Origin of the sequence: Skermanella mucosa (assembly GCF_016765655.2) — a bacterium.
GTDB lineage: Bacteria > Pseudomonadota > Alphaproteobacteria > Azospirillales > Azospirillaceae > Skermanella > Skermanella mucosa.
In genome coordinates this window covers 2674940-2701566 of sequence record NZ_CP086106.1, presented here as the reverse complement: position 1 = coordinate 2701566, position 26627 = coordinate 2674940, and the positions used below count along the sequence as shown (strand labels likewise).

The window sequence follows — 26627 nt, the reverse complement described above, 5'->3', positions numbered from 1 at the left end:
ACCCGCGCCGCGTCACGTCAGCGCGATGAGGCGAACCTGACGGCCTCCTCCGCGGCGCGGATCAGCGCCCGGGACTTGTTGACCGTTTCCTGGTACTCGGCTTCCGGATCGCTGTCGGCGACCACGCCGCCGCCGGCCTGGACATGCATGATACCGTCCTTCAGCACGGCGGTGCGCAGCGCGATGCAGGTGTCCATGGCGCCGTTCGCGCCGAAATAGCCGACGCAGCCGCCATAGACCCCGCGGCGGGCCTTCTCCAGCTCATCGATGATCTCCATCGCCCGGACCTTGGGCGCACCGGACACGGTGCCGGCGGGAAATCCGGCGAACAGGGCGTCCAGCGCATCATGCTTCGGATCGATCGTTCCTTCCACGTTCGAAACGATATGCATGACATGGGAGTAGTACTCGATCACCATCCGTTCCGTCACCGTGACGGAGCCGATCTCGGCCACGCGCCCGACATCGTTGCGGCCCAGGTCCAGGAGCATCAGGTGCTCCGACAGTTCCTTGGGATCGGACAGCAGGTCCGCGGCCAGGATCTTGTCCTCCTCCGGCGTGGCGCCGCGCTTGCGGGTGCCGGCGATCGGGCGGATCGTCACCTTGCCATCGCGCAGCCGCACCAGGATCTCCGGGCTGGAGCCGACGATGCTGAGATCCTCGAAATCCAGGTAAAGCAGGAACGGCGACGGGTTCAGCCGTCGGAGCGCCCGGTACAGGCTGAAGGGCGGCAGCTCGAACGGGACGCTGAACCGGTGAGAGGGCACCACCTGGAACACGTCGCCGGCCCGGATGTACTCCTTCGCCCGCTCGACGATCGCGTGGTATTCCTCCCGCGTGGTGTTCGACACCGGCTCCGGCAAGGCCCGCGTCACCGCCGTCGCCTCGCGCCGGTAGGGCAGGTTGCGCTGCAGGTCGGATATGGCGTCGCCCAGCCGTTCCAGGGCAAGGTCATAGGCGGCGTCGGCATCCAGGCCGGCGGCCGGCCAGACCGGAGTCACCAGCGTGATCTGGTTCTGGATCCCGTCGAACACCGCGATGATGGTCGGCCGCATCAGGATCGCGTCGGGAATGCCGAGCATGTCCGGGTTGTCGTCGGGCAGCCGCTCGATCAGCCGGACCATGTCGTAGCCGAGATAGCCGAACAAGCCGGCCGCCATGGGCGGCAGTTCGGCCGGCAGGTCGATCCGGCTTTCCGCCAGGAGTGAGCGCAGCGCCTGGAGCGGCGGCTCGTCGGTCGGTTCGAACGCGGCGGTGTCGAACCGGGCTCGCCGATTGATCTCGACCCTGTCGCGGCGGCACCGCCAGATCAGGTCCGGCCTCAGCCCGATGAACGAGTACCGGCCGCGCACCTCCCCGCCGGTGACCGACTCCAGGAGGAAACAGTTCTTCTGGCCGTCGGCCAGCTTGATCATGGCCGAAACCGGGGTCTCGAGGTCGCTGACCAGGGTGGTCCAGACGACCTGGGGCCGACCTGCCCCATAGGTTTCGACGAAGCCGGGACGGGCGGGCAGGGCCTTCATGATCGGTCAGTTCCGCTGGAACATGGAGTCGATGGTGGACTGGTGAATCGACACCGCATGGCTCTGGCGCAGCGCGTCGGTGAACTGGGCCAGCAGGTCTCCCGCCACGGCCTGCTGCACGCCCTGTCTAAGCTGCGCCAACTGGGGCTCCGACGAGGCCGGATCGGCCTGCTGTATGTCGCGCAGGCGGATGACCAGCTGCCCATCCTGGGTCGGCGTCACCGCGACCTCCCCCTGGGTCATCTCGAAGAGCTGCTGGACCGACGCTGGCGGCAGGCCGCCGGTCTCCCGGCCGGCGCGCGTCAGCGGCGGGGTGACGCCCTCGATCGCGCCCGGCACCAGGGAAGCCGCCTCGCCGGCCGGCGTACCGGCCCGCAGGCGCTCGGCAATTTCCTCCGCACGCTTGGCCGCCAGCTTGGAGCGCTCCTCGGCCTGCCAGGCGGCGACCACCTCGTCGCGGATGGCGTCGAGCGGGCGGAGCGCCGCAGGGGTGATGGCATCGACCCGGGCAATGAAATAGCCGCCGCCCTGGATCTCGGTCAGGTTGCCGGTGCCGCCCTGCTGAAGGGCGAAGGCCGCCTGGGCGACCTGCTGGGCGCCGGGCAGATCCTCCACCGCGCCGCCGTCCGGCCGCCGACCGGTGGCGTCGATCGCTTCCACCCGGGTCACCCGCAGCCCGAGCCGCTGGGCCGTGTCCTCGATGCTGGCGCCACCGGCCAGTTCATCCTCGACCTTGTTGGCCAGCTCGTAGACCTGATCTACCGCTCGGTCGCGCTTCAGCTCCGCCGCGAGAGTGTCGCGCACCTGCTCGAAGGTCTGCACGCTGCCCGGCTCGATGTCCTTGATGCGCATGATGTGCCAGCCGAGCGGGCTCTGGAGCGGAGCGCTGGCCGCCCCTTCCTGGAGGGCGAACACCGGCTCGGCCAATTCGCCGAGCAGGTCCTCGCGAGCCAAGTCGTTGAGCGTCAGCACCTCCGCCCCGGCACTGGCCGCGGCCTCCTCCAGGTTCTGGCCCTGGCTGAGCGCCGTCTCGATCGTCCGCGCGGTCTCCTCGTCCTGGACCAGGACCTGATCGACGGTGCGGCGCTCGGGCGTCTGGAACTCGGCGGCGCGCGCGTCGTATGCGGCCCGCAGATCCTCGTCGGAAACGGCGATCTCGTCGGCGACGTCGTCCACCGTCAGCAGGGCGACGGTAAGCTTGCGGAACTCCGGTGCCGTGAAGCGGACCGCCTTTTCCTGGTGGAAGGCGGCCAGGGCGGCATCGTCGGGCACGCCGACGTCGCCCATGGCGGCGTTGGGCACCAGGATCGTCTCGGCGACGCGACGCTCCGCCTGCCGACGGAACAGGTCCTCCACCAGCGGCGCCGGAGCCTGGGCGCCTGCGGCCACCGCGCCGACAAGCTGGGTCCGCTTGATCTCCGCGCGCAGGATCTGGACGTAACCTTCCTCGGTCAGCTGGTTGGCGGCCAGCACGCGGCGGAACTGGTCGGGATCGAACTGGCCGAGTTGGTTCCGGAAAGCCGGCTCCTCGCGCAGTTCGTTCAGCACGAGTTGGTCGCTGACCCGGAGCCCGGCTTCGTCGGCCGCCTGGCTCAGCAGGGTGCGCTGGACGAGCTGTTCCAGCGTCTGGTCGACCAGCCCCAGCTGGCGGGCCTGGTCGGCGTCGATCTGGCCCCCCAGCATCTGGCGCAGCCTGTTCAGCTCCTGGCGGAAAGCGTTGTCCAGTTCCTGGGTGGAGATCTTCACGTCACCGACCTCGGCGACGGTGGTGTCGGTCCGGCCACGGAAGATGTCGCCGATGCCCCATACCGCGAAGCTGAGGATCAGGAGGACGAACAGGATCTTGACGACCCAGGAACCGACGGTGCTGCGCAGGGCTTGAAGCATGTTCCAACGTCTTGAAAGCGGGGCCGGTCGAACCGGCAACTATAACTGCATTGCGACGGCGCCGCCGCGGATGGCGCGGCATCATAGGAGCCGGTCCCCACAGCGGCAACAGAGGATTTCCCGGGGCAACCTCCCGCCGCGACGGCCGACGGATGCGCACCGGTGTGGAATTGGTGCCCGGCGCTTGCTAGACAGCATCCCACATTCGCTGCAACCCACGACGAGATGGAGCCCATGCCCGCACGCCGCAAGCTGATCGCCGGAAACTGGAAGATGAACGGCCTCCACGCCGCAGGGCTGGAACTGGCGGCCGACCTGGCCCGCCGGCTGGCGGCGGCCGGGACGGTCGGCTTCGACATGCTGGTCTGCCCGCCGGCCACCCTGGTCCATCCGGTCGCCGGCGCCGTCGCCGGGACTCCGCTCGCGGTCGGCGGGCAGGACTGCCATCCGAAGGAATCGGGCGCCCATACCGGCGACATCAGCGCCGCCATGCTGGCCGACGCGGGCGCGGGCTTCGTGATCGTCGGCCATTCGGAGCGGCGGCAGAACCATGGCGAGGACGACGCCCTGGTCGCGGCCAAGGCGGCCGCCGGCCATGCCGCCGGTCTGATCGCGATCGTCTGCGTCGGCGAGACGCTGGAGCAGCGGGAAGCGGGGCAGGCGCTGGACGTCGTCGCCTCCCAGGTCGCGGGCTCGCTCCCCGCGGGCGCCGACGCCGCGAACACCGTCATCGCCTACGAGCCGGTCTGGGCGATCGGCACGGGCAAGACCGCGACCGCCGCCGATGTGGCCGAGGTGCATGCCCATATCCGCGCCACCCTCGTCGGCCGGGCCGGCGATCCCGATGCGGTGCGCATCCTGTACGGCGGTTCGGTGAAGCCGTCGAACGCCGCGGAACTGATGGCGGTCGACGACGTGGACGGTGCCCTGGTCGGCGGCGCCAGCCTGGTGGCCGAAGATTTTTGGGCGATCGCGGAAACTTGCCGCTAGCGAAACCGGCGGCGAGTTAGTAAATATCGGCCGGAGGCGCGCCATGCCCATCCGAAAGGGGCGGCTGGCGCGCTTATCGGTTTTTGAGAATGGTTTTCTTTTCAGAGAAGGTTTCCGAACCATGGAAGCAGTGGTTCTGGTCGTGCACCTGCTGATCGCGATCTCGCTGATCGGCGTGGTGCTGGTTCAGAAGTCGGAAGGCGGCGGCCTGGGCATCGGCGGCAGTGGCGGCGGGGGCATGATGTCGGCCCGCGGCACGGCGAACCTGCTGACCCGCACGACCGCCGTCCTGGCGGGCTGCTTCATGCTGACGAGCCTTGTTCTGGCGGTCATGGCCGGCGGTCATTCCAGTCCGCGCTCGATCATCGATTCGATGCCGCCGGCCCCCCAGCAGTCGGCTCCCCCGGCGGATGCTCCGCCGGCACCTCCCGCCGCACCGTCGGCACCCGTCTCCCAGTAGGCGGAGGGGGCCCGGAGGCAGGGCCGGGCATCAAGTGGTCGGGAGGCGGCTGATCGGCCGCCTCTCTCATTTCAGGCTTTAGTGTTCACTCCCGGATCGGCAAGGCACCATGACTCGGTACATTTTCATTACCGGCGGCGTCGTTTCCTCGCTCGGCAAGGGCCTCGCCTCGGCGGCCCTGGGTGCGCTGCTGCAGGCGCGCGGCTTCAAGGTGCGCCTGCGCAAGCTCGACCCCTACCTCAACGTCGATCCGGGCACCATGAGCCCGTACCAGCACGGCGAGGTCTACGTCACCGACGACGGGGCGGAAACCGACCTCGACCTCGGCCATTACGAGCGGTTCACCGGCGTCTCGGCGCGCCGGAGCGATAACGTCACCACCGGCCGGATCTACTCCACGGTGATCCAGCGCGAGCGGCGCGGCGACTATCTGGGCGCCACGGTCCAGGTGATCCCGCACGTAACCGACGCCATCAAGGAGTTCATCCGAGCCGACATCACGGACGAGGACTTCGTCCTGTGCGAGATCGGCGGCACCGTCGGCGACATCGAGAGCACTCCCTTCCTGGAGGCGATCCGCCAGTTCGGCAACGAGGTCGGGACCGACCGCGCGCTGTTCATCCACTTGACGCTGCTGCCCTACATCCCGTCGGCCGGCGAACTGAAGACCAAGCCGACCCAGCACTCGGTCAAGGAACTGCTGAGCGTCGGCATCCAGCCGACGATCCTGCTGTGCCGCGCCGACCGCCCGATCCCCGAGAGCGAGCGCCGCAAGATCGGCCTGTTCTGCAACATCCGCCAGGAGCGGGTGATCGCGGCCCTCGACGTGGATACGATCTACGCGGTTCCGATCAGCTACCACGAGCAGGGCTTCGACGTTCAGGTGCTGAGCTATTTCGGCCTGCCCCACGACGGCGAGCCGGACCTCAGCCGCTGGCGCCGCATCGTCCATACCGTCCGCCAGCCCGAGGGCGAGGTGACCATCGCCGTCGTCGGCAAGTACACCAGCCTGCTCGACAGCTACAAGTCGCTGGCCGAGGCGCTGATCCACGGCGGCATCGCCAACAATGTCCGGGTCAAGCTGGATTGGATCGACGCGGAGATCTTCGAGTCCGACGACGCGGTCCAGCATCTCGAGCATGTCCACGGCATCCTGGTGCCCGGTGGTTTCGGCGAGCGCGGCTCGGAAGGCAAGATCCGGGCGGTCCAGTTCGCCCGCGAGCACAAGGTGCCCTATTTCGGCATCTGCTTCGGCATGCAGATGGCGGTGATCGAGGCGGCGCGGCACATGGCCGACGTGCCGAACGCCGGCTCTACCGAGTTCGGCCGCGACGTGGTCCCCGTGGTCGGCCTTATGACGGAATGGCAGCGCGGCAACCAGACCGAACTGCGCACGGGTGCCGACGACCTGGGCGGCACCATGCGCCTGGGAGCCTATCCCTGCCGCCTGATCGAGGGATCCAAGATCCGCGAGATCTACAGTTCCGAAACGATCAGCGAGCGGCACCGGCACCGCTACGAGGTCAACATCAATTTCCGCGGCCAACTGGAATCGGCGGGCCTGCTGTTCTCGGGCCTCTCTCCCGACGGAACCCTGCCGGAGATCGTGGAATTGCCGGGCCATCCCTGGTTCGTCGGCGTGCAGTTCCATCCCGAGCTGAAGTCGAAGCCGCTGAGCCCGCACCCGCTGTTCACCGACTTCATCCGTGCGGCCATCGAGCAGAGCCGGCTGGTCTGATCCGGCGGCAGAGGCGGCGCGACCCCGAAGGACGTGCCGCCTGCCGCCTTGATAACCCGCCCCGCGGCCTTTATGACTTCGCCCCGACAACGCCAATAAGCCACCTCGGGGTTAAACATGTCCGTCATCACCGACATTCACGCGCGCGAGATACTCGACAGTCGCGGCAATCCGACCGTCGAGGTCGACGTCACCCTGGAATCCGGCGCTTTCGGCCGGGCGGCCGTTCCGTCGGGAGCCTCGACCGGCGCCCACGAGGCGGTCGAGCTGCGCGATGGCGACAAGGGCCGCTATGGCGGCAAGGGCGTGCTGAAGGCGGTCGATTCCGTCAACGGCGAGATCTTCGACGCGCTGGCGGGCATGGAGGCCAGCGAGCAGGGTGCCGTGGACGCGCTGATGCTCGACCTGGACGGCACGCCAAACAAGGGCAGGATCGGCGCCAACGCGATCCTGGGCGTCAGCCTGGCGGTCGCCAAGGCCTCGGCCCAGGAAGCCGACCTGCCGCTCTACCGCTATGTCGGCGGTGCCTTCGCCAACATGCTGCCGGTCCCGATGATGAACATCATCAACGGCGGCGCCCACGCGGACAACCCGATCGACATCCAGGAATTCATGATCATGCCGGTGGCGGCGGAGAGCTGCGCCGACGCGATCCGGATGGGCGCCGAGGTCTTCCAGTCCCTGAAGAAGAAGTTGAAGGACGCCGGCCATAACACCAATGTCGGCGACGAGGGCGGCTTCGCGCCCAACCTCGCCTCGACCGACGACGCGCTCGGCTTCGTGATGAAGGCGATCGAGGCCGCCGGCTACAAGCCCGGCGAGGACATCATGCTGGCCCTCGACGCCGCCTCGACCGAGTTCTTCAAGGACGGCAAGTACGATCTGGCGGGCGAGGGCAAGGTGCTCGATGCCGAGGCCATGGTCTCCTACTGGACCGACCTGATCGGCCGCTACCCGATCATTTCGATCGAGGACGGCATGGCCGAGGACGACTGGGACGGCTGGGCGGCCCTGACTGCGGCGATCGGCGGCAAGGTCCAGCTGGTCGGCGACGACCTGTTCGTGACCAACCCGGCCCGCCTGACCGACGGCATCGCCAGGGGCGTGGGCAACTCCATCCTGGTGAAGGTCAACCAGATCGGCAGCCTGTCTGAGACGCTCCACGCCGTGGAGATCGCCCACAAGGCTTCCTACACCGCCGTGATGTCCCACCGTTCCGGCGAGACCGAGGACGCGACCATCGCCGACCTGGCGGTCGCGACCAACTGCGGCCAGATCAAGACCGGATCCCTGTCCCGGTCGGACCGGCTGGCCAAATACAACCAGCTGATCCGGATCGAGGAACAGCTCGGCAATTCGGCGCGCTTCGCGGGAAAGAGCGTGATCCGCGGGTAACGCCGCAACATTTGCGGCATCCGTTGCCCAATCGATAGTTTTCGTTTGACGCGATGGAATTCTTCGTGATTCCATCGCGTCATGACTGCAATCGATCATGTAAAAGACGCCATGGGCCGCGCCCTGCGTCAGACGATCGGCCCCGCGATCGGTGCCGCCATCGTCGGATATTTCGCGTATCACGCGGTCCAGGGCGACCGCGGACTGATCGCGCTTTCCCATCTCCAGAATGAAATCCAGCAGGCCCAGGCCACCCTGGCGCAAGCCAGCGAGCAACGCATCGAGCTGGAGAAGCGCGCGTCCCTGCTGCGGCGTGATCATCTCGACCCGGACATGTTGGATGAACGCGCCCGGGCGGTGCTGAACTACAGCCACCCGGACGACGTTATCATTCTCGTACCGCGTAGCAGCGTTGCGCCCCCGGTAACCGCCGGTCAGCCCTGAATATCGAGGCGCTGAAAAGCATTGCGTTGCCATAAGCTTAACTGAATTCCGGTTAAGCCGAAATTCACGTTAGATAACAAGGTATTGCGAGAAATGCTGTTGCGCCGTGAACGGTATGGCGTTAGTTCTATCCCAAGCAAGAGCCTGGGTGGGAAGGGACGGACCCCTCCCGCCTAACATCGGGAGGAGCACTTGGCTACGTCCAGACGTCGCAAGCCGCAGGCTGACGAAACCCCTCAATATTCACCCGAGGAACTGCTCAAGTACTACCGCGAGATGCTGCTCATCCGCCGCTTCGAAGAGAAGGCCGGGCAGATGTACGGCATGGGCCTTATCGGTGGCTTCTGCCACCTGTATATCGGCCAGGAAGCGGTGGTCGTGGGCATGCAGAACGTCCTGATCCCCGGCGACAGCATCATCACCAGCTACCGCGACCACGGCCACATGCTCGCCACGGACATGGACCCGAAAGGCGTCATGGCCGAGTTGACCGGACGCCGCGGCGGCTATTCCAAGGGCAAGGGCGGCTCGATGCACATGTTCAGCCGCGAGAAGAAGTTCTTCGGCGGCCACGGCATCGTCGGCGCCCAGGTGCCGATCGGCACCGGCCTCGCCTTCGGGCACAGGTATTCCCAGGACGGCAACATCAACGTCACGTATCTCGGTGACGGAGCCATCAACCAGGGTCAGGTTTACGAGAGCTTCAACATGGCCGCTCTCTGGAAGCTCCCGGTCGTCTACGTGATCGAGAACAACAAGTACGCCATGGGCACCTCGCAGCACCGCGCGTCCGCCGGCGAACTGTGCGAGCGCGGCAGCGCCTACGGCATCCCCGGCCATGTGGTCGACGGCATGAACGTGCTCGCCGTCAGGGAAGCGTCCGAGGAAGCGGCCGCCCACGCGCGCGAGGGCAACGGCCCGGTCATCCTCGAGATGAAGACCTACCGCTACCGCGGCCACTCCATGTCCGACCCGGCCAAGTACCGCACCAAGGAAGAAGTCACCAAGATGCGGACGGAGATGGACCCGATCGACAACCTCAAGAAGCTGCTGCTGGATAACGGCACGGCGGACGAGGATGCGCTGAAAGGGATTGACCGGGACATCAAGAACATCGTGGCCGAGGCCGCCGAGTTCGCGACGCAGAGTCCGGAACCCGACCCCGCCGAGCTTTGGACCGACATCCTGGTCGACGCTTAAGCCGCAACATCAGCTTGAGGCCACCCCGGGGCGCCGCCGGCATGCCGGCGTCGCCCCTCCCGTTGCCGCCCGAAGAAGGCGGAGCGCGGAACCGGTGCCGGAGGAACTGCAATGCCGATTGAAATTCTGATGCCAGCGCTGTCGCCGACCATGACGGAAGGCAAGCTGGCCAAGTGGGTCAAGCAGGAAGGCGACGACGTCAAGTCGGGCGACATCCTGGCGGAGATCGAGACCGACAAGGCGACCATGGAGGTCGAGGCGGTCGAGGAAGGCAAGCTGGGCAAGATCCTGATCGCCGAGGGGACCGAGGGCGTCGCCGTCAACACCCCGATAGCATTGCTGATGGGCGAGGACGAGGACGCAAGCAAGCTGGAGACGCCGGAGGTTTCCGACGACACGCCGCAGTCCGTGGCCCTCCAGAAGGTCAAGGGCGAGGAGGAGACCAAGCCGACCCTGCCGGTTTCTCCCCCGGCCGGCGAGAAGGCCGCGCCGCCCGCCAGCGACGAGGACAAGTATTTCGAGAAGACCGTCAAGCTGACGGTCCGCGAGGCGCTCCGCGACGCCATGGCGGAAGAGATGCGCCGCGACGACAAGGTGTTCGTCATGGGCGAGGAAGTCGCCGAGTACCAGGGCGCCTACAAGGTGACCCAGGGCCTGCTGGCGGAGTTCGGCGACCGCCGCGTGATCGACACCCCGATCACCGAGCACGGCTTCGCCGGCCTTGGCGTCGGCGCCGCCTTCCACGGGCTGAAGCCGGTGGTCGAGTTCATGACGTTCAACTTCGCCATGCAGGCGATCGACCACATCATCAACTCCGCCGCCAAGACCCTCTACATGTCCGGCGGCCAGATGGGCTGCCCGATCGTGTTCCGCGGGCCGAACGGCGCCGCATCGCGCGTCGCGGCCCAGCACTCCCAGGAATATTCCAGTTGGTACGCCCACGTCCCGGGCCTGAAGGTGGTGGCGCCCTACTCGGCGTCCGACGCCAAGGGCCTGCTGAAGTCCGCGATCCGCGATCCGAACCCGATCGTGTTCCTGGAACACGAGATCCTGTACGGCCACAGCTTCGACGTGCCGGAGGATCCCGAGTTCATCATCCCGATCGGCCGCGCCAAGATCCTGCGGGCCGGCAAGGACGTGACGATCACGGCCTTTTCCTACATGGTCGGCCAGGCGCTGGCCGCCGCCGAGCGCTTGGCGGAACAGGGCATCGAGGCCGAGGTGATCAACCTCCGCACGATCCGCCCGCTCGACACCGAGACGATCGTCAACAGCGTCAAGAAGACCAACCGGCTCGTGTCGGTCGAGGAAGGCTGGCCGTTCGCCGGCATCGGCGCCGAGATGTCCGCCCTGATGATGGAGCAGGCGTTCGATTACCTGGATGCCCCGGTCTACCGGGTGCACGGCGCCGACGTGCCGATGCCGTACGCCGCCAACCTGGAGAAGCTCGCCCTGCCGCAGCCCGAGGACATCGAAAAGGCTGCCAAGGCCGTTCTGTACCGGAGCTGACGCGACAACAAGACGGCGCGCCGGCACTGCTTCCGGCGCGCCCTCGGGGGGACACTAGATGCCGATTGAAATCACGATGCCGGCGCTGTCGCCGACGATGACCGAGGGCAACCTCGCGAAATGGCTCAAGAAGGAAGGCGACAAGGTCGAGTCCGGCGATGTCATCGCCGAGATCGAGACCGACAAGGCCACGATGGAAGTCGAAGCGGTCGATGAGGGCACGCTGGGCAGGATCGTGGTCCCCGAAGGCACCCAGGGCGTCGCCGTCAACCAGGTGATCGCCCTCCTGCTGGAGGAGGGCGAGGACGCCTCCGCCCTGGACGGCGGCGGCAAGCCCGCGCCGAAGCCTGCGGACAAGCCGGCGGACGGCGGTGCCCCAGCAGCTCCCGAGGCCGCCCCCAAGACCGATGCCGCGCCGGCCCCCAAGTCCGCCCCGTCCCACGACGGTGCCCGCGTCTTCGCCAGCCCGCTCGCCAAGCGCATGGCGGAGCAGGCCGGCCTGGACCTGACCCAGATCCAGGGCAGCGGCCCCAACGGTCGGATCGTAAAGCACGACGTCGAGGCCGCGGTTTCCGGCGGCACCGCCAAGAAGGGCGCCAAGCCAGCCGCGGCGGAGGCTCCCAAGGCCGAGACGCCGAAGCCGGCTCCGTCGGCCGCGGCCGGGCAGGCGGCCAGCCAGTCGCCGGCGGCCGTCCAGTCCGCGCAGAAGCCGGCCGGCGTCGACGCCCGGGATTTCTCGACCAAGCTGGGCATGAAGTTCCGCGAGATCCCGAACTCGGGCATGCGCAAGGTCATCTCGCGCCGCCTGACCGAAGCCAAGCAGACCGTCCCGCACTTCTACCTGACCATCGACCTCCAGATCGACCAGCTGCTGAAGACCCGGGCGGAGCTGAACGGCCGGTCGGACGAGTACAAGCTGTCGGTCAACGACTTCGTCATCCGGGCCTCGGCGCTCGCGCTGAAGAAGGTGCCGGCGGCCAACTCCGCCTGGACCGACGACGCGATCCTCCAGTACGAGAACGCCGACATCTCGGTCGCGGTCGCGACCCCGACCGGCCTGATCACGCCGATCATCAAGGCGGCCGAGACCAAGGGCTTGGTCGAGATATCGAACTCCATGAAGGACATGGCCAAGCGCGCCCGCGACGGCAAGCTGAAGCCCGAGGAGTTCCAGGGCGGGACCTTCTCGATCTCCAACCTGGGCATGTTCGGCATCCGGGAGTTCGGCGCGATCATCAACCCGCCGCAGGGCTGCATCCTGGCAGTCGGCGCCGGCGAGCAGCGGCCGATCGTCAAGGACGGGGCGCTCGCCGTCGCCACCATGATGAGTTGCACGCTGTCGGTCGACCACCGCGTGGTGGACGGCGCGGTCGGCGCCGAGTTCCTCGCCGCCTTCAAGAAGCTGATCGAAGATCCGCTGTCGATGCTGCTCTAAGGGGAGAACAAGCCTGTGGCTGATACTCAATTCGACCTCATCGTCATCGGCGGCGGACCCGGCGGCTACGTCGCCGCGATCCGGGCGGCACAGCTCGGCATGAAGACCGCCGTCGTGGAACGCGAGCACCTGGGCGGCATCTGCCTGAACTGGGGCTGCATCCCGACCAAGGCACTGCTGCGTTCTGCCGAGGTGTCGCACCTGCTGCACCACCTGGACGAATACGGCTTCTCCGCCAAGGAGGTCAGCTTCGACCTCCAGAAAGTGGTCAAGCGGTCGCGCGGCGTCGCCTCCCAGCTCTCCGGCGGCGTCAAGCACCTGTTGAAGAAGAACAAGGTCACCGTCATCGACGGCCATGCCACCCTGCTCGGCAAGGGCAGGATCAAGGTCGAGAAGGACGGCACCACCACCGTCGGCGAGTTCCAGGCCAAGCACATCATCATCGCGACCGGCGCCCGCGCCCGCGAGTTCCCGAACATGAAGGCCGACGGCAAGCTGGTCTGGACCTATCGCCACGCGATGGTTCCCGACGCCATGCCCAAGTCGATCCTGGTGATCGGCTCCGGAGCAATCGGCATCGAGTTCGCCAGCTTCTACCTGAACATGGGCGCCAAGGTGACCGTGGCCGAGATGGTCGACCGCATCCTCCCCGCGGAGGACGAGGAGATCAGCGCCATGGCCCGAAAGTCGTTCGAGAAGCAGGGCATGAAGATCTACACCGGCGCCAAGGTCGGTGAGTTCCAGAAGGGCGCCGACAGCGTCACCACCACCATCGAGGCCAAGGGGAAGACCGAGACCATCACGGTGGACCGGGTCATCCTCGCGGTCGGGATCGTCGGCAACGTCGAGAACATCGGCCTCGAGAACACCAAGGTGAAGACCGAGAAGTCGCACATCCTGGTGAACGAGTGGCTGGAGACCGACGAACCCGGCCTTTACGCCATCGGCGACGTGGTCGGCGCGCCCTGGCTGGCCCACAAGGCAAGCCACGAGGGCGTGATCTGCGTCGAGCACATCGCCGGGATCAAGGAAGCCCACCCGATCGACGTCCGCAACATCCCGGGCTGCACCTACTCGCACCCGCAGGTGGCCAGCGTCGGCCTCAGCGAGGCGAAGGCGAAGGAGGCGGGCTACGAGGTCAAGGTCGGCCGCTTCCCGTTCATCGGCAACGGCAAGGCGATCGCGCTCGGCGAGCCCGAGGGCATGGTCAAGACGGTGTTCGACGCCAAGACCGGCGAGTTGCTGGGCGCCCACATGATCGGCGCCGAGGTGACCGAGCTGATCCAGGGTTATGGCATCGCCAAGACCATGGAGACGACCGAAGCCGAACTGATGCACACCATCTTCCCGCACCCGACGCTGTCGGAGATGATGCATGAGTCGGTCCTCGCCGCCTACGGTAGGGCGATCCACTACTGACGGCCCGTCGCCGTGCCGGGCTCCCCGTGTCCCCGGCACGGTGCCTCCTTTCGAAGGAGTTGGGTCAATTTGCACCTTGATGTCCGTGCCGGTGCGTTACACTTCTGGCACAGGCATATGGAGCTTGAAGAAATCATGACCGCATCCCCCCCGATCGACCGCGTCCGCCATCCGGAAAAGGCCCACCGGCCGGATAACCCGGTGCAGCGCAAACCGGACTGGATCAGGGTCAAGGCTCCGGTTTCGGCGGAGTACGCCGAGACGCGGCGCCTGATGCGCGGACTGAAGCTGAACACCGTCTGCGAAGAGGCGGCCTGCCCGAACATCGGCGAGTGCTGGAAGAAGAAGCACGCCACCTTCATGATCCTGGGCGCCGTCTGCACCCGCGCCTGCGCCTTCTGCAACGTGGCGACCGGACGCCCGGACCTCCTGGACCCGCACGAACCTGACAACGTCGCCGAAGCCGTCGGTACGCTGGGCCTGGAGCACGTCGTCATCACCTCGGTCGACCGCGACGACCTGGACGACGGTGGCGCCGACCACTTCGCCCGCACCATCCGCCGCATCCGCGAGACCGCTCCCGGCACCACGATCGAGATCCTGACGCCCGACTTCATGCGCAAGAAGGGTGCGGTGGAGCATGTCGCCAGGGCGCTTCCGGACGTGTTCAACCACAATCTGGAAACCGTGCCGCGGCTTTATCCGACGATCCGTCCCGGCGCCCGTTACTTTACCTCCCTCAATCTGTTGTCCCGTGCGAAGGAGCTGGAACCCGGCCTCTTCACGAAGTCCGGCATCATGGTCGGGCTTGGCGAGACCAAGGAAGAGGTGCTGCAGGTGATGGACGACCTTCGGGCGGCCGACGTGGATTTCCTGACCATCGGCCAGTATCTCCAGCCCACGCCCAAGCATGCCGCGGTGGACCGCTTCGTCACGCCGGACGAGTTCGCCAGCTACGCGGCGATCGCGCGCGGCAAGGGCTTCCTGATGGTTTCCAGTTCGCCGCTGACCCGCTCGTCCTACCATGCGGGCGACGATTTCCGACGGATGCGCGACGCGCGCGACGCCAAGCTTGCCGCGGCCGCCGCCTCCTAAGGAAACCTGATGCCGACACACGCAGAGAAGCGGGTACTGCCCTACAAGCCGGAGCAGATGTACGACCTCGTGGCCGACATCGAGCGGTATCCGGAGTTTCTCCCCTGGTGCCTCGCGGCCCGGATCCGCAAGCGGGAAGGAGACGTGATCTACGCCGACCTGATCATCGGGTTCAAGATGATCCGGGAGCGCTTCACGTCACGCGTGACCCTGAGCCCGCCCGACCGGATCGACGTCTCCTACACCGAAGGCCCGTTCAGCTACCTGAACAACCATTGGATGTTCCTGCCGACGGAAGACGGCGGCTGCCTGATCGACTTCTACGTCGATTTCGAGTTCCGCTCGAAGATGCTCCAGAAGATTATCGGCGTGCTGTTCAACGAGGCCGTCCGTCGCATGGTCGCCGCGTTCGAAGGACGGGCGCGCCAGCTTTACGGCGACGGCACAACCACGGTGGGCACCACGACCTCGACGCCGGCCTGAGCGGCCGCGAGTACTGAGATGCCAAAGAGCATTGCACAGGCTCCTGTCATGCGTCGCTTCGGTCCCTCCACTGGTCTTCAGCCTCAGCGCGTCGTGCAGACGCCCCGGCCGATCGAGGACTATGCCGGCCGCAGCGGGTACGACCCGTCGTTCGTGGATGCGGCGCAGCCGCTCCCCTTGCCCGGAACCGAAGCCTGGGAAGTCGCCGGCGTCGATCCAATGGCCCTGTCGGACGGTGACGATCCCCACGAGGTCAAATACACACATTTCTCGGTCAAGGTCTCGACGAAGCGACGGCTGCCGCTCTTCAGTGCCGTCAACATCGACGGCGCCAAGTCCGACCGGACGGTCAAGCGCACGAACATCTGGCGGTTCGATCCCCGGATAGGGCGGGAATTCCAGATCCTCGACGGCGTCTACGGCAACGACAAGGAAGGTTTCTTCAGCCGCGGCCACATGACCCGCCGGGAGGATCCGAACTGGGGGGACAAGAAGACCGCCAAGCTGGCCGACGCCGACACCTTCCACGCCACCAATGCCTGCCCGCAGCGGCAGTCGTTCAACGGCGGCATATGGCTCGGGCTGGAGGACTATATCCTCGACAACACCGATCGGGAGAACATCCGGATCTCGGTCATCACGGGACCGGTGTTCCAGGAGGACGACCCGCTCTATTACGACGTCCCGATCCCTCTGGAGTTCTGGAAGGTCGTGGTCTTCACCAACGCGCCTACCCGCCAGCTCACCGCCATAGGCTACAAGCGCTCCCAGGCCCGCCTGCTGCCGGCCCGGCGGCGGCGTTTCATCTTCGGGGATTTCCAGGATTCGCAGGTCAGCATCGCCGGTCTGTCCGAAGACACGGGATTGGATTTCGGTGCCTACGTGCCGTTCGACGTGCTGGAGAAGGGCGATCCCGGCATGCAGATCGCCCTCGCGAGCGTCAAGGACCTCTACCTGACGCCCTGAGCCGCTACCCCGGCGGCCAGTTCCAGCGCGAACAACACCGCCGCCCGCCGCACCGCCGACCGGTCGCCCTCGAACACCCTGCGCTCGTGGCGAAGCGCGCCGCCACGCCGGGCGACCCCGAAATAGACCAGGCCGACCGGCTTGCCCGGCGTGGCGCCGCCCGGCCCGGCGATGCCGGTGACTGCCACGGCGGCATCGGCCCGGGAGTGGGCGACCGCGCCGGCCGCCATCGCCTCCGCCACCTCGGCGCTCACGGCGCCGACCCGGCCGATCAGGTCGGACGGCACGCCCAGCAGTTCCGTCTTCGCCTCGTTGGAATAGGTCACGAAGCCTCGCTCCACCACGCTGGACGAGCCGGCGATCTCCGTCAGGGCGGCGGCGATCAGGCCGCCGGTGCAGGACTCCGCGGTCGCCAGCCTCAGCCCCGCCGCGTCAAAGGCGGCGAGGACGGCTCGGGCGCGGTCCAGGACGTCTTCGGGCAACATCGGCGCTTCCTCCCCCCCTTATCAGGTCGCCGGCAGGCGGATGGTGGCCACCGCCTGCGCCGCGATGCCTTCGCCCCGGCCGGTGAAGCCCAGACGCTCGGTGGTCGTCGCCTTGACGCTGACCCGGTCGGGCGCGATCCCCAGCAGCTCGGCCATGCGGGCGACCATCGCCTCCCGGTGCGGGCCGATCTTCGGTCGCTCGCAGATCAGCGTCACGTCGGCGTGGGCGATCACGCCGCCGCGCTCGCGGACCATTCCGACCGCGTGGCGCAGGAACAGGGCGCTGTCGGCGCCGCGCCACTGCGGATCGCTGGGCGGAAAATGGCTGCCGATGTCGCCGGCGGCCAGCGCGCCCAGGATCGCGTCGGTCAGGGCATGCAGCCCCACGTCGGCGTCGGAATGGCCTTCCAGCCGCGCCTCGTGGGGCACCTCGACGCCGCACAGCACCACATGGTCGCCGGGCGAGAACCGGTGGACGTCATAGCCCATCCCGGTCCGAACGTCCGGCGGCAGGGAGGGCAGGGAGGCGTTCATCAGCATGGCGGCCTGCGCCAGGTCGTCTCGATTGGTCACCTTGAGGTTTTCCGCGTTGCCTTCCACCAGGGCCACTTCCAAGCCCGCCCGCTCGGCCACCGCCGCGTCGTCGGTCAGTTCGGCACCGGCCAGTTCCCGATGCGCCCGCAGGATCTCCGGGAAGCGGAAGCCCTGCGGCGTCTGGGCGCGCCATAGGCCGGCGCGCTCGATCGTGCCGCTGACAAGGCCGCCGGTGCCGCGCTTCAGCGTGTCCGTCACTGGAACGGCGGCGATCGCGGCGGGTACCGCGTCCAGCCTGTCCCGGACCGCCTGGACGGTGGCCTCGCTCACCAGCGGCCGTGCGGCGTCGTGGATCAGCACGAAGGCGGGCGCCGGGTCGCGGGCGGCCAGCCGCTCCAGCCCGAGACGCACCGACTCCTGGCGGGTCGCGCCCCCGGCGACGGGTTCGGGCAGATCCAGGCCGGCGACCGCGGCATCATAAAGCTCGCGGTGGGCGGGTTGGATCACCACCTGGACGGCATCGACGCAGGCATGGCGAAGAAACGCGCCGACCGTATGGTGCAGCACGGCACGGCCCCCCAAATCCTGGTATTGTTTGGGGCGGTCGCCGCCGAAGCGTTCTCCGCTGCCGGCGGCGACGATCAGCGCCACGCATGGGGTCATGGTCGGGTCCGCATTCTTCGAAGCACCTTGGAAGTTTCGGGCACCGAGCCTAGCCTGTCGCGCCGCCGCAGCCAAGCGGCCATCCGGACCGGAGTAGAACGGGAAAGCATGTTCCAAAACGTGATGTTCAGCCTGACCGCCCTGCTGGCATTGATGCCGGCCTCGCTGTTGGCATACATGCGCGACGGATTCCGGCAGGGCAGGGGACCGGACGCAGTGTTCTGGGCCGTCCTGTTCGTGGCCGTCGCCGGCCCGCTCGCCTGGTCCGTGGTCCAACTCGACGGTACATGGCGCACCGGGCTATCCACGACGCTTTGGGTCAGCATCACGGCTTGCATGGTGCTGTACGCCGGCCTGTGCCTGACCACCCGCTCCGGCTGGCGGCTGATGCCGCTGCTGCTGCCCTATCTGGTGCTGGTCGGCCTGTTCGCGACCGCCACCGCCGAAGCGCCGGACCCGACGCTGAGCGCCTCGGCCCCGACCGTCTGGGTCGACCTGCATATCGGGGTTTCCGTCACGACCTACGCCCTGCTGACCCTGGCCGCGGTCTCGGCCCTGGCGGCCTTCCTGCAGGAGCGGGCGCTGAAAGCGAAGCGCCCGACGGCGCTGACCCGCATGCTGCCGCCCATGGCCGACAGCGAGCAGCTCCAGGGACGCTTGCTGGTGGCGTCGGAGATCGTGCTCGGCCTCGGCTTGGCGACCGGCATGTCGGTCCTGTACTTCGAGCAAGGTGTCCTGTTTCGAGTCGACCACAAGACAGTTCTTTCTGTCGCCACTTTCCTCGTCATCGGTGGGCTGCTGATCGCCCATGCCGCGACCGGCGTGCGGGGCAAACGGGCCGCCCGCTTTGTACTTCTTGCTTTTCTTCTGCTCACATTGGGCTATCCCGGCGTCAAATTCGTCACGGATATTTTAATTTCCTAAATTTATCGGGATCAGACTGCGTTCCGCGGGCCGATTCGCGTCCAGCCATGACCCAAGCGATGGTTTCATCGGCATTCTTCGCGCTTGCGATATTTTCCGAATGCGTGCTAGCCTGCACAAAATGAAAGCATTGCAGGGATTTGCCCAAAAGATGGGCATTAACATCGGATCCATCAGGGTTGACGACCCCGTCATCCTGGCCCCCATGTCGGGCGTGTCGGACATGCCGTTCCGCCGTCTGGTCAAGCGAGCCGGCGCCGGTCTCGTCGTGTCTGAGATGATCGCCAGCCAGGCGATGATCCGCGCGTCGCGCCAGACCATGAAGATGGCGACCAACTGCGCCGAGGAATTTCCCATGGCCGTGCAGCTCGCCGGGTGCGAGCCGGCGGTCATGGCGGAAGCGGCCAAACTGAACCAGGACCGGGGCGCCGCGCTGATCGACATCAATTTTGGCTGCCCGGTGAAGAAGATCGTCAACGGCCATGCCGGATCGTCCCTGATGCGGGACGAGGTCCACGCCGCCCGCATCCTGGAGGCGACGGTCAAGGCGGTGGACATCCCGGTCACGCTGAAGATGCGGCTGGGCTGGGACGACTCGAACCGCAACGCTCCCAACTTGGCCCGTATTGCACAGGAATGCGGCATCAGGATGGTCACGGTCCACGGGCGCACCCGGTGCCAGTTCTATACCGGCGCCGCGGACTGGAAGGCGATCCGCCGGGTGAAGGAGGTCGTCTCGATACCGGTCATCGCCAACGGCGACATGACCACCTTCGAGGACGTGACCCGTTGCCTGGAGGACTCGGGCGCCGACGGCGTCATGATCGGACGCGGGACCTATGGCCGCCCCTGGTTCATCGGCCAGGTGATCCATTACCTGCGCACCGGTGAGCGCTTGCCCGACCCGCGGCTCGAGAATCAACTCGCCACGCTTCTCGAACATTACGAGGCAATGCTGGAACATTACGGTACCGACACCGGTGTCAAGATCGCCCGCAAGCATGTCTCCTGGTACAGCAAGGGGTTGCCCGGCTCGGCGGAGTTCCGTGCCGAAGTCAACCGCATCTCCGATCCGGCCGTCGTGCTCGACATGATCCGGTCCTTCTATTCCCCCGAAATCGAACGGATGGCAGCCTGATGGCGCGCGCGGCAACCCCCTTGCGGCGCAAGTCGATGCGGCAGGAGATCGATCCCTCCGGCATCCTCAACGCGCTGCCCGATCCGGTGCTGGTGATCGGCGACCGGCACGAGATCCGCTACGTCAACCTGGAAGCCCAGGAGTTCTTCGACTGCGGCGCAGCGGCGCTGATCGGCCAGCCGCTGACCGACCTGCTGCCGGCGGACAGCCCGGTATTCTTCCTGATCGAGCAGGCCCTGGCCGGCGGTGCCAGCATGTCGGAATACGGCGTCACCCTCGACACGCCCCGGATCGGTGTCCATCTGGTCACGGTCCGCGTGGCGCCCCTGGGGGAGCCGGCGGACTGCGTGGTGATGTCGCTCCATGAAAAATCGATCACCCGCAAGATCGATAACCAGCTGACCCACCGGAACGCTGCCCGCTCGGTCACCGCTATGGCCGCGATGCTGGCCCACGAGGTCAAGAACCCGCTGTCCGGCATCCGCGGAGCCGCCCAGCTGCTGGAACAGAACGCGTCCGAACCGGACCGCGAGCTGACCCGCCTGATCTGCGACGAGTCCGACCGCATCGTGGCGCTGGTCGACCGCATGGAGGTGTTCTCCGACAAGCGGCCGCCGGATCGGACGGCGGTCAATATCCACAGTGTTCTGGAACATGTCCGCAAGGTCGCCCAGAGCGGCTTCGCCCGCACGGTTCGTTTCACGGAAAGGTATGATCCGTCCCTTCCCGACGTGTACGGCAACCGCGACCAGCTGATCCAGGTTTTCCTCAACCTGATTAAAAATGCGGCAGAAGCGGTTCCGGAACAGAGCGGTGAGATTATTTTGAGCACCGCCTACCAGCATGGCGTCCGGCTGGCCGTTCCCGGCACCGACAGCCGAGTCCACCTGCCGTTGTTGATCAGCGTGCAGGACAATGGCAACGGCATACCGGAGGATCTCCGTTCGCATCTGTTCGATCCGTTCGTCACGACCAAGCGGAATGGAACCGGCCTGGGTCTTGCATTGGTTGCGAAACTGATTGGCGACCATGGCGGAGTCATCGACTTCGAGACGCTGCCGCGCCGAACCGTATTCAAGGTATCGCTACCGATGTATGCCGATTTCGAACAGTCTCTGGAGCAGTCGTAATGCCGTCATCGACGATCCTGGTCGCCGATGACGACCGCGCGATCCGCACCGTGCTGAACCAGGCCCTGATCCGGCTTGGCCACGACGTACGGACCACGGGGAACGCGTCGACCCTGTGGCGCTGGGTGGCCGACGGGCAGGGAGATCTCGTCATCACCGACGTGGTCATGCCGGACGAGAACGGACTCGACCTGATCCCGCGGATCAAGAAGATCCGCCCCGAGCTGCGCGTCATCGTGATGAGCGCCCAGAACACGCTGATGACTGCGGTCAAGGCGGCCGAGCGCGGCGCCTTCGAATACCTGCCGAAGCCGTTCGACCTGAAGGAACTGGTCAACGTGGTCGAGCGCGCCCTCAGCGCGCCCCAGCCGCTCGCCCTCAATGGCAACAGCGCCCTCGACAATGCGGATACGGAGGAGCAGCTCCCCCTGATCGGCCGGTCGGCGGCGATGCAGGAGATCTACCGGGTCCTGGCCCGGCTGATGGGTACCGACCTGACGGTGATGATCACCGGAGAGTCCGGCACCGGCAAGGAACTGGTCGCCCGCGCGCTTCACGAATACGGCAAGCGCCGCAACGGCGCATTCGTCGCGATCAACATGGCGGCGATCCCGCGCGAGCTGATCGAGTCGGAACTGTTCGGCCACGAGAAGGGCGCCTTCACCGGTGCCACGACCCGATCCACCGGCCGGTTCGAGCAGGCCCAAGGCGGCACCCTGTTCCTCGACGAGATCGGCGACATGCCGCTGGAAGCCCAGACCCGGCTGCTCCGCGTTCTCCAGGAGGGCGAGTACACGACGGTCGGCGGCCGCACCCCGATCAAGACCGATGTCAGGATCATCGCGGCGACCCACCGCGACCTGCGCACGCTGATCCGCCAGGGCCTGTTCCGCGAGGACCTGTTCTATCGGCTCAACGTCGTGCCGATCCGCCTGCCGCCGCTGCGCGAACGGAGCGAGGACATCCCGTCGCTGGTCCGCCATTTCCTGACCCTGACCTCCGCCCAAGGGCTGCCGATCAAGAGCATCGACGGCCCGGCGATGGACCGCCTGAAGCGCTATCGCTGGCCCGGCAACGTGCGCGAGTTGGAGAACCTGGTGCGGCGCCTCGCGGCGCTCTACAGCCAGGAGGTGATCGGCATCGACGTGATCGAGTCCGAGCTGGCCGACGCGGCGCCCGCCACGCCCCAGGTCGAGGAGCACCAGAACGAAGGCCTCAGCTCGGCGGTGGAACGGCATCTGAAAGATTATTTCGCGGCCCACAAGGACGGCATCCCGGCCGCCGGTCTGTACGACCGCGTCCTGCGCGAAATCGAGCGCCCTCTGATCTCCCTCAGCCTCTCGGCGACGCGCGGTAACCAGATCAAGGCTGCACAGATGTTGGGACTTAATCGGAACACCCTCAGAAAGAAGATTCGCGAACTGGATATTCAGGTCATCCGTGGGCTAAAATAACACACCCTGCATCGGTCTCGTGACATCCTGGTCACAGGACGGGTTCAGGGTGAGCCCGGTGCGACGAGACAGATGACCAGTGAACCCGCGGGTATGCCGCAATCCTTCTGGAATCAGTTCCTGATCTGGGCCAGCCGCGTCGGGCTGGCCGGCAAGCTCGCCGTCGCCTTGGCCGTCGCGGCGATCGGCGCCGGCTTCGCGACATACGCGGCCCTGACCGCGACGCCTCCGTTCGGCAACGATCCCAATACGGTCAGCCTGCTGCTGACGCTTGACCTGGCGCTGCTGCTGCTGCTCGGCGCCATCATCGCGCGGCGCATCGTCGGGCTGTGGATCGAGCGGCGGCGCGGCCTGGCGGGGTCCCGCCTCCATGTCCGGGTGGTCGCGACCTTCAGCCTTCTGGCCGTCATGCCGGCGATCATCGTCGCGGCCTTCTCCGCAATCTTCTTTTATGTCGGCGTCCAGTCCTGGTTCAGCGAACGGGTGCGCACCGCGATCAACGAGTCGCGCGCCGTCGCCCAAGCCTATCTTCACGAGCACCAGCAGGTGATCCGGGCCGACGCGCTGGCCATGGCCAACGACCTGAACCGGGAGGCGGCGCGCCTGCTGACCGATCCCGGCCGGTTCGCCCAGGTGGTCGCGACCCAGGCGGCATTGCGGGCCTTGACCGAGGCGATCGTTTTCGACGGCAGCGGCAGGATGCTGGCGCGTTCCGGCCTGTCCTTCACGCTGGAATTCGAGCCGATCCCCGAGAGCGCCCTGGAGCGTGCCCGGCAGGGCGAGGTCGTCCTGATGGTGACCGACACCGACGACAGGGTCAGGGCGCTGGTCCGGCTGGACCGCTTCGTCGATACCTTCCTGTTCGTCGGCCGGCTGGTGGAGCCGCGGGTGCTGAACCACATGGAGTCGGCCCAGGAGGCGGCCAGCGCCTATGCCGAACTGGAAGGCAAGCGCTCCAGCCTGCAGATCACGGTGACGCTGATCTTCGTCGTGGTGGCGCTTCTGCTGCTGCTGGCCGCGGTGTGGATCGGCCTCAATTTCGCGACGGCGCTGGTGGCGCCGATCGGCTCGCTGATCGGCGCCGCCGAGAGGGTGAGGGCAGGGGATCTGGGAGCCCGCGTGCCGGAACTCCTGCCGGAGGACGAGCTGGGCACCCTGAGCCGGGCCTTCAACCGCATGACCAGCCAGCTGGAGAGCCAGCGGCGCGAACTGATCGAGGCCAACCGCCAGCTCGACCTGCGCCGCCGCTTCACCGAGACCGTGCTGGCCGGCGTCTCCGCCGGCGTCGTCGGCCTGGACCACGAGGGCCGCATCAACCTGCCCAACCTGTCCGGCGCCCACCTGCTGGGGGTCGACGACCCGGAGATCCTGATCGGCCGCAAGCTGGTCGACGTGGCGCCCGAGATGGGCGAGCTGATGGGCATGATCCGGCGCCGCCCGGCCAAGCTGATGGAGGCCCAGGTCCAGCTCCGCCGCGCCGGGGCGACGCGGACCCTGCTGGTGCGGGTCGCCGCCGAGTCGGTCGGAAGCGACATCCGCGGCTTCGTCGTGACCTTCGACGACGTCACCGAACTGCTCTCGGCGCAACGCAAGGCTGCCTGGGCCGACGTGGCGCGTCGCATCGCGCACGAGATCAAGAACCCGCTGACCCCGATCCAGCTCTCGGCCGAGCGTTTACGCCGAAAATACCTCAAGGAAATCACCAGCGACCCCGAGACGTTCCAGATGTGTACCGATACCATCGTACGCCAAGTGGACGATATCGGCCGGATGGTTGACGAGTTCTCCGCCTTCGCGCGGATGCCGAGCCCGGTGATGAAGCCACAGAACATCAACGAACTGTGTCGCCAAGCCGTGTTCCTCCAGTCCAGCGCCCATCCCGCCATCAAGTTCACGGCCGACCTGCCGCCCGGGCCGCTCACCGTGCCGTGCGACGGCCGGCAGATCTCGCAGGCGCTGACCAACCTGCTCCAGAACGCAGTGGACGCGATCGACGGCCGCCCCGCGCCCGACATCGGGACGCTGCCGCCGGGGCAGGTGGATCTCAGCCTGGAGGTGGACGACGACCGGGTGTCGATCGTCATCGCCGACAACGGCAAGGGCTTGCCCCACGAGGAACGGGACAGGTTGACCGAGCCCTACGTCACCACCCGGGCCAAGGGCACCGGGCTTGGGCTCGCGATCGTCAAGAAGATCATGGAAGACCATGGCGGTGAGCTGGTGCTCGAAGACAGGGCTTCCGGCCCGGGCGCGCAAGTCCGTCTGGTGATCCCCAAGACCGAAATCGCCGCGCCGGCCGTGGCCGCCGAAGAAACGCAGCAGAAACAGAGTCGCTATGGCGCATGACATCCTGATCGTCGATGACGAAGCGGACATCCGCATGCTGATTGCGGGTATCCTCGAAGACGAAGGCATGAAGACCCGGCAGGCCGGCGACGCCGACCAGGCGATCGCCGCCGTCGGTGCCCGAAGACCGAGCTTGGTGATCCTGGACATCTGGCTCCAGGGCAGCCGGCTGGACGGCATCCAGATCCTGGCCGAGCTGAAGCGCGATCATCCCAACATGCCGGTCATCATGATCAGCGGCCACGGGACGATCGAGACCGCCGTGTCGGCGATCAAGCAGGGCGCCTACGACTTCATCGAGAAGCCGTTCAAGGCCGACCGCCTGCTGGTCCTGGTCGAGCGCGCGATCGAGGCGGCCCGGCTCAGGCGGGAGAACGAGGAGCTGAGGCTTCGGACCGGCGGCCAGATCGAGCTGATCGGCAAGTCGTCGGCGATCAACCATGTCCGGCACTCGATCGAGAAGGTGGCGCCGACCGGCAGCCGGGTGCTGATCACCGGCCCCGCCGGTTCCGGCAAGGAGGTCGTCGCCCGCCTTCTCCACGCCCGCTCCCGCAGGGCCGACGGCCCCTTCGTCGGGCTCAACTGCGCGACCATGCGGCCAGACCGGCTGGAGGTCGAGCTGTTCGGAACCGAGCACGGCCAGGACGGCCTGCCGCGCAAGGTCGGCACCTTCGAGCAGGCCCATGGCGGCACCCTGCTGCTGGACGAGGTGGCGGACATGCCGCTGGAGACCCAGGGCAAGATCGTCCGCGTGCTCCAGGAGCAGACCTTCGAGCGGGTCGGCGGCAGCGCGAGGGTCGAAGTCGACGTCCGCGTGATCGCGTCGAGCAATCGCGACCTTCCGTCGGAGATTGAGGCCGGGCGGTTCCGGCAGGACCTGTTCTACCGGCTCAGCGTCGTGCCGATCCGGGTCCCGCCGCTGACCGAGCGTCGCGAGGACATTCCGCTCCTGGCCCGCCACTTCATGATCCGCTCGTCCGAGACGGCGGGCCTGCCCGCCCGCGACTATGGCGAGGACGCCATGGCGGCGCTCCAGGCCTACGACTGGCCGGGCAACGTGCGCCAGCTCCGCAACGTCGTGGACTGGCTGCTGATCATGTCGACCGGCGACCCGCGCGAGCCGATCCGCGCCGACATGCTGCCGCCCGAGATCGGCGCCATCACCCCGACGGTCCTGAAGTGGGACAAGGGCGGCGAGATCATGGGCCTGCCGCTGCGCGAGGCCCGCGAAGTGTTCGAGCGCGAATATCTGCTTGCCCAGGTGACCCGGTTCGGCGGCAACATATCCCGCACGGCCGCGTTCGTGGGAATGGAGCGCTCCGCCTTGCACCGCAAGCTGAAGTCGCTGGGCGTGCATGGCAACGACAAGCCCCCCCACAAGCTGGCCGGGGATTGAGGTCATGAAGGTC

General features: G+C 67.0%; 22 protein-coding genes. 18 read left to right on the top strand and 4 right to left on the bottom strand.

Translation table 11 applies throughout. From position 1 onward, the window contains the following. Nucleotides 1-17 precede the first annotated feature (17 nt). Together trpE and JL100_RS12265 are read right to left on the bottom strand one after the other, a co-directional pair. Nucleotides 18-1523: an anthranilate synthase component I gene (gene trpE, locus JL100_RS12270; protein WP_202679586.1), complete on the bottom strand. Its 1506-nt coding sequence runs from the start codon at nucleotides 1521-1523 to the stop codon at nucleotides 18-20. Between the two features lie 6 nt (nucleotides 1524-1529). Next, entirely contained in the window at nucleotides 1530-3410 is a 1881-nt protein-coding gene (locus tag JL100_RS12265; RefSeq protein WP_202679587.1) for a peptidylprolyl isomerase, read from the bottom strand. Between the two features lie 234 nt (nucleotides 3411-3644). Between JL100_RS12265 and tpiA the strand changes: the two genes are divergently transcribed. The 12 genes from tpiA (at nucleotide 3645) to JL100_RS12205 (ending at nucleotide 16544) form a co-directional block, all read left to right on the top strand. Then, complete coding sequence (gene tpiA, locus JL100_RS12260) at nucleotides 3645-4400, top strand: triose-phosphate isomerase (protein ID WP_202679588.1); 756 nt, start codon at nucleotides 3645-3647, stop codon at nucleotides 4398-4400. A gap of 121 nt (nucleotides 4401-4521) precedes the next feature. Then, nucleotides 4522-4860, top strand: coding sequence for a preprotein translocase subunit SecG (gene secG / locus JL100_RS12255; protein ID WP_202679589.1), 339 nt, complete (start codon nucleotides 4522-4524; stop codon nucleotides 4858-4860). Between the two features lie 109 nt (nucleotides 4861-4969). Beyond that, nucleotides 4970-6598: a CTP synthase gene (locus JL100_RS12250; RefSeq protein ID WP_202679590.1), complete on the top strand. Its 1629-nt coding sequence runs from the start codon at nucleotides 4970-4972 to the stop codon at nucleotides 6596-6598. A 117-nt stretch (nucleotides 6599-6715) separates the two neighbouring features. Further along, nucleotides 6716-7993, top strand: coding sequence for a phosphopyruvate hydratase (gene eno / locus JL100_RS12245; protein WP_202679591.1), 1278 nt, complete (start codon nucleotides 6716-6718; stop codon nucleotides 7991-7993). Nucleotides 7994-8074: 81 nt separating this feature from the next. Next, nucleotides 8075-8437: an FtsB family cell division protein gene (locus JL100_RS12240; RefSeq protein WP_202679592.1), complete on the top strand. Its 363-nt coding sequence runs from the start codon at nucleotides 8075-8077 to the stop codon at nucleotides 8435-8437. A gap of 192 nt (nucleotides 8438-8629) precedes the next feature. Next, complete coding sequence (gene pdhA, locus JL100_RS12235; RefSeq protein ID WP_202679593.1) at nucleotides 8630-9637, top strand: pyruvate dehydrogenase (acetyl-transferring) E1 component subunit alpha; 1008 nt, start codon at nucleotides 8630-8632, stop codon at nucleotides 9635-9637. A gap of 111 nt (nucleotides 9638-9748) precedes the next feature. Then, nucleotides 9749-11146, top strand: a complete 1398-nt coding sequence (locus tag JL100_RS12230) for a pyruvate dehydrogenase complex E1 component subunit beta (protein WP_202679594.1) — start codon at nucleotides 9749-9751, stop codon at nucleotides 11144-11146. Between the two features lie 58 nt (nucleotides 11147-11204). Next, nucleotides 11205-12581: a pyruvate dehydrogenase complex dihydrolipoamide acetyltransferase gene (locus tag JL100_RS12225; RefSeq protein WP_202679595.1), complete on the top strand. Its 1377-nt coding sequence runs from the start codon at nucleotides 11205-11207 to the stop codon at nucleotides 12579-12581. Between the two features lie 15 nt (nucleotides 12582-12596). Next, on the top strand, nucleotides 12597-14000 hold the full coding sequence (gene lpdA / locus JL100_RS12220) for a dihydrolipoyl dehydrogenase (RefSeq protein ID WP_202679596.1): 1404 nt from the start codon (nucleotides 12597-12599) through the stop codon (nucleotides 13998-14000). A gap of 135 nt (nucleotides 14001-14135) precedes the next feature. Further along, nucleotides 14136-15095 carry a lipoyl synthase gene (gene lipA, locus JL100_RS12215; protein WP_202679597.1) on the top strand — a complete coding sequence of 320 codons (960 nt, stop codon included), beginning with the start codon at nucleotides 14136-14138 and terminating at the stop codon, nucleotides 15093-15095. A gap of 9 nt (nucleotides 15096-15104) precedes the next feature. Further along, nucleotides 15105-15578 carry a type II toxin-antitoxin system RatA family toxin gene (locus JL100_RS12210; protein WP_202679598.1) on the top strand — a complete coding sequence of 158 codons (474 nt, stop codon included), beginning with the start codon at nucleotides 15105-15107 and terminating at the stop codon, nucleotides 15576-15578. Between the two features lie 48 nt (nucleotides 15579-15626). Beyond that, nucleotides 15627-16544, top strand: a complete 918-nt coding sequence (locus tag JL100_RS12205) for a DNA/RNA non-specific endonuclease (RefSeq protein WP_202679599.1) — start codon at nucleotides 15627-15629, stop codon at nucleotides 16542-16544. Here JL100_RS12205 and JL100_RS12200 read toward each other — a convergent pair. Both JL100_RS12200 and JL100_RS12195 read right to left on the bottom strand, forming a co-directional pair. Next, nucleotides 16529-17029, bottom strand: coding sequence for a CinA family protein (locus JL100_RS12200; RefSeq protein ID WP_202679600.1), 501 nt, complete (start codon nucleotides 17027-17029; stop codon nucleotides 16529-16531). The two genes, JL100_RS12205 and JL100_RS12200, sit on opposite strands and share 16 nt — an antisense overlap. 21 nt (nucleotides 17030-17050) lie before the next feature. After that, on the bottom strand, nucleotides 17051-18226 hold the full coding sequence (locus JL100_RS12195; RefSeq protein ID WP_202679601.1) for a bifunctional 2-C-methyl-D-erythritol 4-phosphate cytidylyltransferase/2-C-methyl-D-erythritol 2,4-cyclodiphosphate synthase: 1176 nt from the start codon (nucleotides 18224-18226) through the stop codon (nucleotides 17051-17053). A gap of 108 nt (nucleotides 18227-18334) precedes the next feature. Between JL100_RS12195 and JL100_RS12190 the strand changes: the two genes are divergently transcribed. The 6 genes from JL100_RS12190 to ntrX all read left to right on the top strand — a co-directional run bounded on the left by JL100_RS12190 (nucleotide 18335) and on the right by ntrX (nucleotide 26614). Beyond that, nucleotides 18335-19150: a cytochrome C assembly family protein gene (locus tag JL100_RS12190; protein ID WP_202679602.1), complete on the top strand. Its 816-nt coding sequence runs from the start codon at nucleotides 18335-18337 to the stop codon at nucleotides 19148-19150. A 151-nt stretch (nucleotides 19151-19301) separates the two neighbouring features. Continuing rightward, on the top strand, nucleotides 19302-20288 hold the full coding sequence (gene dusB / locus JL100_RS12185) for a tRNA dihydrouridine synthase DusB (protein WP_202679603.1): 987 nt from the start codon (nucleotides 19302-19304) through the stop codon (nucleotides 20286-20288). Next, entirely contained in the window at nucleotides 20288-21418 is a 1131-nt protein-coding gene (locus tag JL100_RS12180) for a two-component system sensor histidine kinase NtrB (RefSeq protein ID WP_202679604.1), read from the top strand. Before dusB ends, JL100_RS12180 begins: the two co-directional genes overlap by 1 nt. Then, nucleotides 21418-22872 carry a nitrogen regulation protein NR(I) gene (gene ntrC, locus JL100_RS12175; RefSeq protein WP_202679605.1) on the top strand — a complete coding sequence of 485 codons (1455 nt, stop codon included), beginning with the start codon at nucleotides 21418-21420 and terminating at the stop codon, nucleotides 22870-22872. Before JL100_RS12180 ends, ntrC begins: the two co-directional genes overlap by 1 nt. A 72-nt stretch (nucleotides 22873-22944) precedes the next feature. Further along, nucleotides 22945-25218 carry a sensor histidine kinase NtrY-like gene (locus JL100_RS12170; protein WP_202679606.1) on the top strand — a complete coding sequence of 758 codons (2274 nt, stop codon included), beginning with the start codon at nucleotides 22945-22947 and terminating at the stop codon, nucleotides 25216-25218. After that, complete coding sequence (ntrX, locus tag JL100_RS12165; RefSeq protein WP_202679607.1) at nucleotides 25208-26614, top strand: nitrogen assimilation response regulator NtrX; 1407 nt, start codon at nucleotides 25208-25210, stop codon at nucleotides 26612-26614. The genes JL100_RS12170 and ntrX overlap by 11 nt, the downstream gene beginning before the upstream one ends. Nucleotides 26615-26627: the final 13 nt, after the last annotated feature.

Coding starts and splice junctions, on each gene's coding strand:
- trpE (WP_202679586.1), bottom strand. CDS start 1,523: ATGAAGGCCCTGCCCGCCCGTCCCGGCTTCGTCGAAACCTATGGGGCA.
- JL100_RS12265 (WP_202679587.1), bottom strand. CDS start 3,410: ATGCTTCAAGCCCTGCGCAGCACCGTCGGTTCCTGGGTCGTCAAGATC.
- tpiA (WP_202679588.1), top strand. CDS start 3,645: ATGCCCGCACGCCGCAAGCTGATCGCCGGAAACTGGAAGATGAACGGC.
- secG (WP_202679589.1), top strand. CDS start 4,522: ATGGAAGCAGTGGTTCTGGTCGTGCACCTGCTGATCGCGATCTCGCTG.
- JL100_RS12250 (WP_202679590.1), top strand. CDS start 4,970: ATGACTCGGTACATTTTCATTACCGGCGGCGTCGTTTCCTCGCTCGGC.
- eno (WP_202679591.1), top strand. CDS start 6,716: ATGTCCGTCATCACCGACATTCACGCGCGCGAGATACTCGACAGTCGC.
- JL100_RS12240 (WP_202679592.1), top strand. CDS start 8,075: ATGACTGCAATCGATCATGTAAAAGACGCCATGGGCCGCGCCCTGCGT.
- JL100_RS12230 (WP_202679594.1), top strand. CDS start 9,749: ATGCCGATTGAAATTCTGATGCCAGCGCTGTCGCCGACCATGACGGAA.
- JL100_RS12225 (WP_202679595.1), top strand. CDS start 11,205: ATGCCGATTGAAATCACGATGCCGGCGCTGTCGCCGACGATGACCGAG.
- lipA (WP_202679597.1), top strand. CDS start 14,136: ATGACCGCATCCCCCCCGATCGACCGCGTCCGCCATCCGGAAAAGGCC.
- JL100_RS12210 (WP_202679598.1), top strand. CDS start 15,105: ATGCCGACACACGCAGAGAAGCGGGTACTGCCCTACAAGCCGGAGCAG.
- JL100_RS12205 (WP_202679599.1), top strand. CDS start 15,627: ATGCGTCGCTTCGGTCCCTCCACTGGTCTTCAGCCTCAGCGCGTCGTG.
- JL100_RS12200 (WP_202679600.1), bottom strand. CDS start 17,029: ATGTTGCCCGAAGACGTCCTGGACCGCGCCCGAGCCGTCCTCGCCGCC.
- JL100_RS12195 (WP_202679601.1), bottom strand. CDS start 18,226: ATGACCCCATGCGTGGCGCTGATCGTCGCCGCCGGCAGCGGAGAACGC.
- JL100_RS12190 (WP_202679602.1), top strand. CDS start 18,335: ATGTTCCAAAACGTGATGTTCAGCCTGACCGCCCTGCTGGCATTGATG.
- dusB (WP_202679603.1), top strand. CDS start 19,302: ATGGGCATTAACATCGGATCCATCAGGGTTGACGACCCCGTCATCCTG.
- JL100_RS12180 (WP_202679604.1), top strand. CDS start 20,288: ATGGCGCGCGCGGCAACCCCCTTGCGGCGCAAGTCGATGCGGCAGGAG.
- ntrC (WP_202679605.1), top strand. CDS start 21,418: ATGCCGTCATCGACGATCCTGGTCGCCGATGACGACCGCGCGATCCGC.
- JL100_RS12170 (WP_202679606.1), top strand. CDS start 22,945: ATGACCAGTGAACCCGCGGGTATGCCGCAATCCTTCTGGAATCAGTTC.
- ntrX (WP_202679607.1), top strand. CDS start 25,208: ATGGCGCATGACATCCTGATCGTCGATGACGAAGCGGACATCCGCATG.